This is a genomic window from Nocardia sp. NPDC057353, assembly GCF_042667085.1.
In the GTDB taxonomy this organism is placed as follows: Bacteria; Actinomycetota; Actinomycetes; order Mycobacteriales; family Mycobacteriaceae; genus Nocardia.
On sequence record NZ_JBHVAK010000114.1, the window covers coordinates 1 to 8,518 of the forward strand.

Sequence of the window (8,518 nt, forward strand, 5' to 3'; positions counted from 1 at the left end):
ACCCCACGGTGCGTCCCCTCGCGATCAGGACGGCGAGCCGTTGCCCTCGGTGGGCTGCTCGTCGCCGTCCGGAGCGGATTCCGCGGTGGCCGAGAGCAGTTCCTGCAGGGCCGCGTCGGCGATCCGGCGGAAGGTGCGGCGCGGCCGCGCCTGCTCCAGGTTGGCGACCTCGAGCGAGCTGACGCCGAGCACCCGCTTCTCCTTGTCGGCGCCCTCCGGCTGCCCGGCCTGCAGCGCGTTCACCGCGATCCGGACCGCGGTGGCCAGGTCGAGCCCGGCCCGGTAGGACTCCTTGAGCGCGCTCACGATCGGCTCGGTGGTGCCGCCCATGACGACGAACTCGCGCTCGTCGACGATCGAGCCGTCGAAGGTGACCCGGTACAGCACCGACTGCGGGTGCTGCTCCGGGTAGCCGACCTCGGCCACGCACAGCTCGACCTCGTAGGGCTTGAGCTGGTCGGTGAAGATGGTGCCGAGCGCCTGGGCGTAGGCGTTGGCCAGCGCCCGGCCGGTGACGTCGCGCCGGTCGTACTGGTAGCCGCGGACGTCGGCCTGCAGGATGCCCGCGCGGCGCAGGTTCTCGAACTCGTTGTACCGCCCGACGGCCGCGAAGCCGATCCGGTCGTACAGCTCGCTGACCTTGTGCAGCGTGGCGGAGGGGTTCTCCGCGACGAACAGCACGCCCTTGTCGTACACCAGGACGATGACGCTGCGGCCGCGGGCGATGCCCTTGCGCGCCAGCTCGGTCTTGTCCCGGACGATCTGCTCGGCGGACGCGTAGTACGGCAGGGTCATGCCCCGGAGCTCCCTTCCCCGGCAGCGCGGCCGGCCCCGTCCTCGATCGCGGCCCGCCCGGCGACCGCCTCGGCGGCCTCCCGGTCGGCGACGATCTCCCGGGTGATCTCGGCCAGACGTTCCTCGGTCACCTCGACGGCGCCGTCGGCGTCGATCACGACCGCGGTCGGGAAGATCCCGCGGATGAGATCGGGCCCGCCGGTGGCGGTGTCGTCGTCGGCGGCGTCGAAGAGCGACTCCACCGCGATCCGCAGCGCCCGCGCCTGGTCGATGCCCTTGGCGTACAGCTTCTTCAGCGACGACTTGGCGAAGGTGGAGCCGGAGCCGACGGCGGCGTAGCCGAAGCGCTCGTCGCTGCGCCCGCCGACGACGTCGTAGGAGACGATCCGGCCCGCGCGGTCGGCATCGGTGGCGTACTGGTCGAAGCCGACCAGCATCGGCACCACCGCGAGCCCCTGCATGGCGGCGGGCAGATTCTCCCGCACCATCTTGGAGAGCTTGTTGGCCTTGCCGTCGAAGGTGAGCGAGACGCCCTCGAGCTTCTCGTAGTGCTCCAGCTCGACGGCGAAGATGCGCACCATCTCGACCGCGAGCCCCGCGGTGCCCGCGATCCCGGCCGCCGAGAACGAGTCGGTGATGTGCACCTTCTCGATGTCCCGGCTGGCCAGCAGGTTGCCCATGGTGGCCCGGCGGTCGCCCGCGATCAGCACGCCGCCGCGGAAGCTCACCGCGACGATCGTGGTGCCGTGCGGGGCGAGCTCCGACGCGCCGGTGCCACCGGAATGGCCGGTGGCACCGGTGAAGCCGTTACCGGGCAGCAGCTCCGGTGCGGTCGCGCGCAGGTGGTCGGTGAACGAGGAGGTCGCGTATCCGAGTTGGAGCCGCGCCGGGTCACCTGCTGTCACTGGCCGCCCTTCTGCACGTACGCGCGGACGAAGTCCTCGGCGTTCTCCTCGAGCACGTCGTCGATCTCGTCCAGCAGGTCGTCGGTCTCCTCCGCGAGCTTTTCGCGACGCTCCTGGCCCGCGGCCTCGGCGCCGCCCTGCCCGTCGTCGTCGCCACCGCCCCCGGTGCGCTTGGTCTGCTCTTGTGCCATGGCAGCCGACCTCCCTCTTCCTCGTCACGGCCGTAGCCGCCTCCGCACTGTGCGTGCGCGTGTCTCAACACTACCCAGCCCCGCCGACAGCAGGGACCTTTTACCTACGTGGTGAGCTGTTCCACGAGGTCGGCGGCGGTCTCCACGCCGTCGAGCAGCTTCCCGACGTGCGCTTTCGTGCCGCGCCGCGGCTCCAGCGTCGGGATCCGCACCAGCGAGTCGCCGCCCAGGTCGAAGATCACCGAATCCCAGCTCGCGGCGGCGATGTCGGCGCCGAACCGGCGCAGGCACTCGCCGCGGAAGTAGGCGCGGGTGTCGGTCGGCGGCTCGGTCATCGCCGCCAGCACCTGCTGCTCGCTGACCAGCCGCTTCATCGAGCCGCGGGCGACGAGCCGGTTGTACAGCCCCTTGTCCAGCCGGACGTCGGAGTACTGCAGGTCCATCAGGTGCAGCTTGGGCGCGGCCCAGCCCAGCCCCTCGCGGCTGCGCATGCCCTCCAGCAGCCGCAGCTTGGCGGGCCAGTCCAGCAGGTTGGCGCATTCCATCGGGTCGCGCTCCAGCAGATCGAGCACCATGGCCCAGTTCTCCAGGATGTCGCGCACCCGCGGGTCGTCGTCGCCGGTGCGGTCCACGAAGGCCGAGACCCGGTCCAGGTAGATCCGCTGCAGCGCGAGCCCGGTGAGCTCGCGGCCGTCCTGCAGCGCGACGGTGGCGCGCAGCGTCGGGTCGTGGCTGATGGTGTGCACGGCGGTGACCGGGCGGGCCAGCTGCAGGTCGGAGAGGTCGGCGCCGCTCTCGATCAGGTCGAGCACCAGCGCGGTCGTACCGACCTTGAGGTAGGTCGACATCTCGGCCAGGTTGGCGTCGCCGATGATGACGTGCAGCCGCCGGTACTTGTCGGCGTCCGCGTGCGGCTCGTCGCGGGTGTTGATGATGCCGCGCTTGAGCGTGGTCTCCAGCCCGACCTCGACCTCGATGTAGTCGGCGCGCTGGGAGAGCTGGAAGCCCGCGTGGTCGCCGGACTGGCCGATGCCGACCCGCCCCGACCCGGAGACCACCTGCCTGGAGACGAAGAACGGGGTCAACCCGACGATGATCTGGTTGAACGGGGTGGCCCGGTTCATCAGGTAGTTCTCGTGGGTGCCGTAGGAGGCGCCCTTGCCGTCCACGTTGTTCTTGTACAGCTGGAGCCGCGGCGCGCCCGGCACGCTGGAGGCGTGCCGCGCGGCGGCCTCCATGACCCGCTCCCCCGCCTTGTCCCAGATCACCGCGTCCAGCGGGTCGGTGACCTCGGGGGCGGAGAACTCCGGGTGCGCGTGGTCGACGTAGAGCCGGGCGCCGTTGGTCAGGATCATGTTGGCCGCGCCGACCTCGTCGGCGTCGATGACCGGGGCGGGGCCGCTCATCCGGCTGAGGTCGAAACCGCGCGCGTCCCGCAGCGGCGACTCCACCTCGTAGTCCCAGCGCGTGCGCTTGGCGCGCGGCACACCTTCGGCCGCCGCGTAGGCCAGCACGGCCTGGGTGGAGGTGAGGATCGGGTTGGCCGACGGCTCGGTGGGGGTCGAAATGCCGTACTCGACCTCGATTCCGATGATGCGCTGCATGCTTCGAGCGTAGGCGACCGAGAGCGATCTCCTCCCGAGGGTCGTCCTTCCGGCGGATGATCCGGGCCGGTGCCGCGCGGGATGGTCGAACCATGACGGAGACGGATTCCCCGCGCCGGGCGCCCGCCGCGCAGCCGGTACATCGCCTGGTGGCGCTGGATGTGCTGCGCGGCATCGCGATCCTGGGGACGCTCGGCACCAATGTCTGGATCTTCACCGATCCGGACGGGCTGCTCGGCTACCTGAACGGGGTCGGCGCCGCCGGGTGGGTGGAGCGGGTGCTGCAGCAGCTCGCCCAGGGCAAGTTCCTCGGGCTGCTCACCGTCATGTTCGGTGTCGGGCTCGCCATCCAGCAGCGCTCCGCGGGGCGCGGGGGCAGGCGCTGGCCGGGGCGCTACCCGGTGCGGGCCGGGCTGCTCTTCCTGGACGGGGTGGTGAACTTCGTCTTCCTGGCGGAGTTCGATGTGCTCACGGGGTACGCGCTGACCGGGCTGATCGTGGCGTACCTGCTGGCCACCGGTGAGCGGGCGCAGCGGCGGTGGCTGCTCGGCGCCGCGGCGGTGCACGTCGCGCTGCTCACGCTGATCGCGGTCGCGCTGGTGGCGGCGGGGCCCGCGGCGCCCGGCGCCGTCGCGGCGAACCCGTACGCCGACGGCTCGTTCCTCGAGCTCGCGGCCTTCCGGCTGGAGAACGCGCTCGCGTTCCGGGCCGAGACGCTCTTCATCCTTCCGCTCTCGATCGCGCTGTTCCTGCTCGGCGCGCGGCTCTTCCGGGCCGGGGTGTTCGAGCCGGAGGAGGCCCGGCTGCGGCGCCGCCTGCTGCTGCTCGGGTTCGGGGTCGCGGCCCCGATCGACCTGGTCGCCGGGGTCGGGATCGGCGGGAACGCGGTACTCCTCACCCGCTACGGCACCGCGCCGCTGGTGGCGCTCGGGATCCTGGCGCTGGTCGCCGAGTTCTCCCTGCGGCGCCCGGAGCCGGGGTTCGCGGGCAGGCGGATGGCGGAGGTGGGGCGCACCGCGCTGAGCTGCTACCTGCTGCAGAACCTGCTGGCCTCGGCGCTCTGCTACGGGTGGGGGCTCGGGCTCGCGGCCCGGGTCGATCCGGGCGCGCGGGTGCCGTTCACCGTCGCCGTCTACCTGGCGGTCGCGCTCGCGGTGGTCGCCTGCGCGCACCTGTGGCTGCGCCGCTTCGCGCGGGGTCCGGTGGAGTGGCTGTGGCACAGCGGCTACCGCGCGCTCACCGGCGAACGGTGACCGGCCGTAGACTGTGCGCATGCTCCCCGACCGCCGTGCGCTGCCCGCGATTCTCGCGGTGCTCGCCGCAGTGGTCGCGCTCGTTCTGCCCGCTGGGCTGAGCGCTCCCGCCCCACAGGCGGCGGTCCAGGTCGCGGCGGTGCTCGCGGCCGCGCTGGTGCTGGCGCTGCTGGTCACCCGCGGTGACCGGACGCTGCTGCTCCCGATCCCGCGCACCGGCCCGCCGCCCGCGGCGCAGCAGCGCAGGCGCGGCGACTTCCTCCGGCAGAGCAACCCCGACACCCCGGGCCGCCCGCGGCCACGGGCTCCGGGCGCGGCGCGCGCCTGAGCGGTCCCCTGACCCCTCGGCGCCTCCCCGCCGTCCGAATTCCCGCTCGTGCGCCCCGGTGCGCACGTGTCCGTGAGGGGTGTCCCCGTGCTCGACTTCGTCTACGTCCCCGTCTCCGCCCTGCTCCTGGCGGGCCACACCGCGACCGCCGCGCTGCTCGGCAGCTCGCTCGCCTGGATCGCCGCGGTGGTGCTGCTGGTCACCGCGGTGCGCGCGGCGCTCTACCCGGTGGTCCGCAAGCAGGCCCGCCGCTCGGTCACCATGGCCCGGCTCCGGCCCGCCGTGGCGAAGATCCGCCACCGGCACACCGATTCGCAGCGCCAGGCCGCGGAGCTGCGCGCGCTCTACGCCGAGCACGACGTCCGGCTCTTCGGCGGGTTCCTGCCGATGCTCGGCCAGGCGCTGCTCTTCCTCGGCCTCTTCCACGTGCTGCGCTCGTTCGACCGCACCGCCGCGGCGGCGCTGCCCTTCGGCAGCACCGCGCAGCCCCTGACCCCCGAGGTGAACGCCGCCACCGCCAACTACCTGTTCGACGCAGGCCACGTGCGGGCGTTCCTGGACGCCGAGCTGTTCGGCGCCCCGCTCTCGGCGGCGCTCGCCGGTGCGGCGACCCCGGTGACGATCGCGCTGATCGCCGTCCCGCTGGCGCTCGTCGCGGCGATCGCGGCGCACGTCACCGCCCGGATGACGCTGCGCCGGAGCGCGGGGCAGCCGACGCTGCCCCTGATGCGCCCGCTCACCCTGTGGGTGCTGCCCGGCACCGCGCTGGCCGGTGCGGCGCTGCTGCCGGTGATCGTCCTGGTCTACCTGGCGACCAACGCGCTCTGCACGGTGGCGCTGCAGCTCGTCGCCTACCGCGGGCTACCCTCGATCGGTGGGTGACGCAGCGGGAGCCGAACGGATCGCGGTGTACGACGCGGAGGGCCGGGTCACCGGCAGCGCCGACCGCGCCACCGTCTACCGGGAGGGGCTCTGGCACGCCAGCGCGGGCGTCCTGGTCCGCTCCGGCGACGGCAGCCGGGTCTACGTGCACCGCAGGACCGACAGCAAGCTGGTCTTCGCGGGCATGCACGACTGCCTGGCGGGCGGCGTGGTCGGGCCGGGCGAGACCCCGGCCCGCACCGCGGAGCGGGAGCTGGCCGAGGAGCTCGGCATCGTGCTCGCGGGCGGGGTCGGGCCGCGCCCGGCGGCCAGGGTCTCCTGGGACGGGCGGTGGCAGGGCGCGCCGATGCGCTGCCACCTCTTCGCCTACGCGGTGCACTGGGACGGCCCGATCCGGCACCAGCCGGAGGAGGTCGCCGACGGCTGGTGGTGGACCGCCGCCGAGCTCCGCGCCCACCTCGCCGACCCGGACTTCCGCTTCGTCCCGGACACCAGGCTGCTCGTCGACGACCTGCTCAGGACGATGAACTGACCGACCCGGCCCAGGCGGCGAAGGCGCCGGGGTTGCGGGTCTGCAGCAGCACCCGGCCGGGGCCGACGAAGTCGAAGACGAAGCCCTCGCCGGACTTCAGCGACTGGATGGAGCGGCCGGAGACCGCGCGCCGGATGCTGAAGTTCATCGCCAGGTCGTAGGCGACGACGTGCCCGGTGTCGATGGTGATCGGCTCGCCCGGCTGCAGGTCGATGACGTCGATGGCGCCGAAGACGCCGACCACCACCTCGCCCTCGCCGTGCGCGCGCAGCCCGAAGCCGCCCTCGCCGCCGAACAGGTTGGCGAACCCGCCCCACTTGCTCTCCACCTGCACGGCGTGCGAGTTCGCGATCCAGCCGCCGCGGCTGATGAAGTACGGCCGGTCCTGGGTGATCTGCAGGCTCAGCAGGTCACCGGGGAGCGAGGGCGCCACGTCGACCCAGCCGCCCTGCGGCGGGGCGGTGAAGGTCGAGATGAAGAAGGACTCCCCCGCCAGCACCGACCGCTTGAGCCCGGCCATGATGCCGCCCTCGGCCTTGGCCTGCAGCGCGACTCCGGCGGAGTGCGCGACCATGGCGCCGCTCTCCACCCGCATGGGCTCGCCGCCTGCGAGGAAGCACCGCGCGACGGCGGAGGCGGGACTGTGGCGCAGTTGTACCTTCATGGTCGGCGACCCTACCGCCCGGCGGCAGAACCGAGGCGGGCCAGCGCTTCCTGGGTCCTGGCGACGATCGCGCCGCCGTCCGGGGTGAGCACGATCGGGCGCTCGATCAGCACCGGGTGCGCGGCCAGCGCCGCGATCCAGCGCTCCCGCGCCGCGTCGGTGCGCAGCCACTCCTTCAGCCCGAGCTCCTTCGCCACCGCCTCGCCGGTGCGGGTGATCTCCCACGGCTCCAGCCCGAGCCGGGCCAGCACCGCGCGCAGCTCATCGGGGGTCGGGGGGTCGTCCAGGTAGCGGCGCACGGTGTACTCGGCGCCGATGCCGTCCAGGTGGATGGTGGCGGCGCGGCTCTTCGAGCAGCGCGGGTTGTGCCAGATCTCCGGTGCGGTGGACATGCAGGCAGGGTACCGCCGCGGCGCGCCGGTACCGGCGCCGCGCACACCGGCGAAGTCGGTGAAGCCCGACGCCACGCCGGGGCGGGGTGGCAAGATGCGTGCCGCATCGATCGACCCCGCGACCCCGAAAGCGAGCACGCCCGGTGAGCTGCGTTCCGCCGCCCGTTTCCACCCCGACCTCCCGGCCCGCGCCGGGCCGACCCCGGCTCCGCGCCGCCCTGCTGGCCGCGCCGCTGCTGGCCGCGCTCATCGGCGCCGCGCCGGTCCAGGCCATCCCGATCCCCGGTATCCCGGCGCTCTGCGCCCCGCCCGGCCCCGGCACCCCCACCGGGCAGCAGTGGCAGGCCGAGCCGCCGCTCACCATCGAGCCTGCCGCCTACATCGCCACCCTGAACACCACCTGCGGCCCGCTCACGCTGGAGCTGGACGGCGCCGCCGCGCCGCGCACGGTGAACTCGTTCGCCTTCCTGGCCGAGCAGAAGTACTTCGACCACACCGCCTGCCACCGGCTCACCACCGACGGCATCTTCGTGCTGCAGTGCGGCGACCCGACCGCCTCCGGCACCGGCGGCCCCGGCTACCGCTTACCGGACGAGAACCTCGCGGGGGCGGTCTACCCGGCGGGCACCGTCGCCATGGCCAATGCCGGGCCCGGCACCAACGGCAGCCAGTTCTTCCTGGTGTACCGCGACTCCCAGCTGCCGCCGAACTACACCCCGTTCGGCCGGGTCACCGCCGGGCTCGAGCTGCTCAACGGCATCGCCGCCGCGGGCGTGCTCGGCGGGGGCGACGACGGCGGCCCCGCCGTCCCGGTCGTGCTGAACAGCGTCACCGTCGCCAAGGCCTGATCGGCGGAGCGCCGCGGCGCTCTCTCCCTGTTCGATGACGATGGCCGCGATCCACCGGCTCGCGGCCATCGACGTCTGGGCAGGACCGACACTGGCTCTTATAAACAACAACGAACCCACGCGG

11 protein-coding genes are annotated in these 8,518 nt (G+C 73.3%); 5 read left to right on the plus strand and 6 right to left on the minus strand.

Translation table 11 applies throughout. The features are described from left to right. Nucleotides 1-24 precede the first annotated feature (24 nt). The 4 genes from prcA to dop all read right to left on the minus strand — a co-directional run bounded on the left by prcA (nt 25) and on the right by dop (nt 3,495). Entirely contained in the window at nt 25-795 is a 771-nt protein-coding gene (gene prcA, locus ACFUUZ_RS31150; RefSeq protein WP_378702539.1) for a proteasome subunit alpha, read from the minus strand. Then, nucleotides 792-1,700 carry a proteasome subunit beta gene (gene prcB, locus ACFUUZ_RS31155; protein WP_378702541.1) on the minus strand — a complete coding sequence of 303 codons (909 nt, stop codon included), beginning with the start codon at nt 1,698-1,700 and terminating at the stop codon, nt 792-794. Before prcB ends, prcA begins: the two co-directional genes overlap by 4 nt. Next, nucleotides 1,697-1,891: a ubiquitin-like protein Pup gene (locus ACFUUZ_RS31160; protein ID WP_378702543.1), complete on the minus strand. Its 195-nt coding sequence runs from the start codon at nt 1,889-1,891 to the stop codon at nt 1,697-1,699. Before ACFUUZ_RS31160 ends, prcB begins: the two co-directional genes overlap by 4 nt. Before the next feature lie 104 nt (nt 1,892-1,995). Beyond that, nucleotides 1,996-3,495: a depupylase/deamidase Dop gene (gene dop, locus ACFUUZ_RS31165; protein ID WP_378702545.1), complete on the minus strand. Its 1,500-nt coding sequence runs from the start codon at nt 3,493-3,495 to the stop codon at nt 1,996-1,998. A 92-nt stretch (nt 3,496-3,587) separates the two neighbouring features. Here dop and ACFUUZ_RS31170 point away from each other — a divergent pair, with 92 nt between their 5' ends. From ACFUUZ_RS31170 to ACFUUZ_RS31185, 4 genes are all read left to right on the plus strand, one after another. Continuing rightward, nucleotides 3,588-4,748: a DUF418 domain-containing protein gene (locus ACFUUZ_RS31170; protein WP_378702547.1), complete on the plus strand. Its 1,161-nt coding sequence runs from the start codon at nt 3,588-3,590 to the stop codon at nt 4,746-4,748. 19 nt (nt 4,749-4,767) lie between these two features. Further along, nucleotides 4,768-5,076, plus strand: a complete 309-nt coding sequence (locus ACFUUZ_RS31175) for a DUF6412 domain-containing protein (RefSeq protein WP_378702549.1) — start codon at nt 4,768-4,770, stop codon at nt 5,074-5,076. Between the two features lie 87 nt (nt 5,077-5,163). Continuing rightward, nucleotides 5,164-5,958, plus strand: coding sequence for a membrane protein insertase YidC (gene yidC, locus ACFUUZ_RS31180; protein ID WP_378702551.1), 795 nt, complete (start codon nt 5,164-5,166; stop codon nt 5,956-5,958). Then, complete coding sequence (locus ACFUUZ_RS31185; RefSeq protein WP_378702553.1) at nt 5,951-6,490, plus strand: NUDIX domain-containing protein; 540 nt, start codon at nt 5,951-5,953, stop codon at nt 6,488-6,490. The genes yidC and ACFUUZ_RS31185 overlap by 8 nt, the downstream gene beginning before the upstream one ends. On the opposite strand, the gene ACFUUZ_RS31190 is transcribed toward ACFUUZ_RS31185, so the two are convergent. Both ACFUUZ_RS31190 and ACFUUZ_RS31195 read right to left on the minus strand, forming a co-directional pair. Further along, a complete protein-coding gene (locus ACFUUZ_RS31190; RefSeq protein ID WP_378702555.1) occupies nt 6,474-7,154 on the minus strand; it encodes a TIGR00266 family protein in 681 nt (226 codons plus the stop codon). The genes ACFUUZ_RS31185 and ACFUUZ_RS31190 overlap by 17 nt on opposite strands. 11 nt (nt 7,155-7,165) lie before the next feature. Continuing rightward, nucleotides 7,166-7,546 carry an arsenate reductase family protein gene (locus ACFUUZ_RS31195; protein ID WP_378702557.1) on the minus strand — a complete coding sequence of 127 codons (381 nt, stop codon included), beginning with the start codon at nt 7,544-7,546 and terminating at the stop codon, nt 7,166-7,168. 143 nt (nt 7,547-7,689) lie between these two features. On the opposite strand from ACFUUZ_RS31195, the gene ACFUUZ_RS31200 reads away from it, so the two are divergent. After that, the gene (locus ACFUUZ_RS31200) at nt 7,690-8,394 is read left to right on the plus strand and encodes a peptidylprolyl isomerase (protein WP_378702559.1); all 705 of its coding nucleotides are present in this window, start codon (nt 7,690-7,692) and stop codon (nt 8,392-8,394) included. Nucleotides 8,395-8,518 lie beyond the last annotated feature (124 nt).

Coding starts and splice junctions, on each gene's coding strand:
- prcA (WP_378702539.1), bottom strand. CDS start 795: ATGACCCTGCCGTACTACGCGTCCGCCGAGCAGATCGTCCGGGACAAG.
- ACFUUZ_RS31160 (WP_378702543.1), bottom strand. CDS start 1,891: ATGGCACAAGAGCAGACCAAGCGCACCGGGGGCGGTGGCGACGACGAC.
- dop (WP_378702545.1), bottom strand. CDS start 3,495: ATGCAGCGCATCATCGGAATCGAGGTCGAGTACGGCATTTCGACCCCC.
- ACFUUZ_RS31170 (WP_378702547.1), top strand. CDS start 3,588: ATGACGGAGACGGATTCCCCGCGCCGGGCGCCCGCCGCGCAGCCGGTA.
- ACFUUZ_RS31175 (WP_378702549.1), top strand. CDS start 4,768: ATGCTCCCCGACCGCCGTGCGCTGCCCGCGATTCTCGCGGTGCTCGCC.
- ACFUUZ_RS31190 (WP_378702555.1), bottom strand. CDS start 7,154: ATGAAGGTACAACTGCGCCACAGTCCCGCCTCCGCCGTCGCGCGGTGC.
- ACFUUZ_RS31195 (WP_378702557.1), bottom strand. CDS start 7,546: ATGTCCACCGCACCGGAGATCTGGCACAACCCGCGCTGCTCGAAGAGC.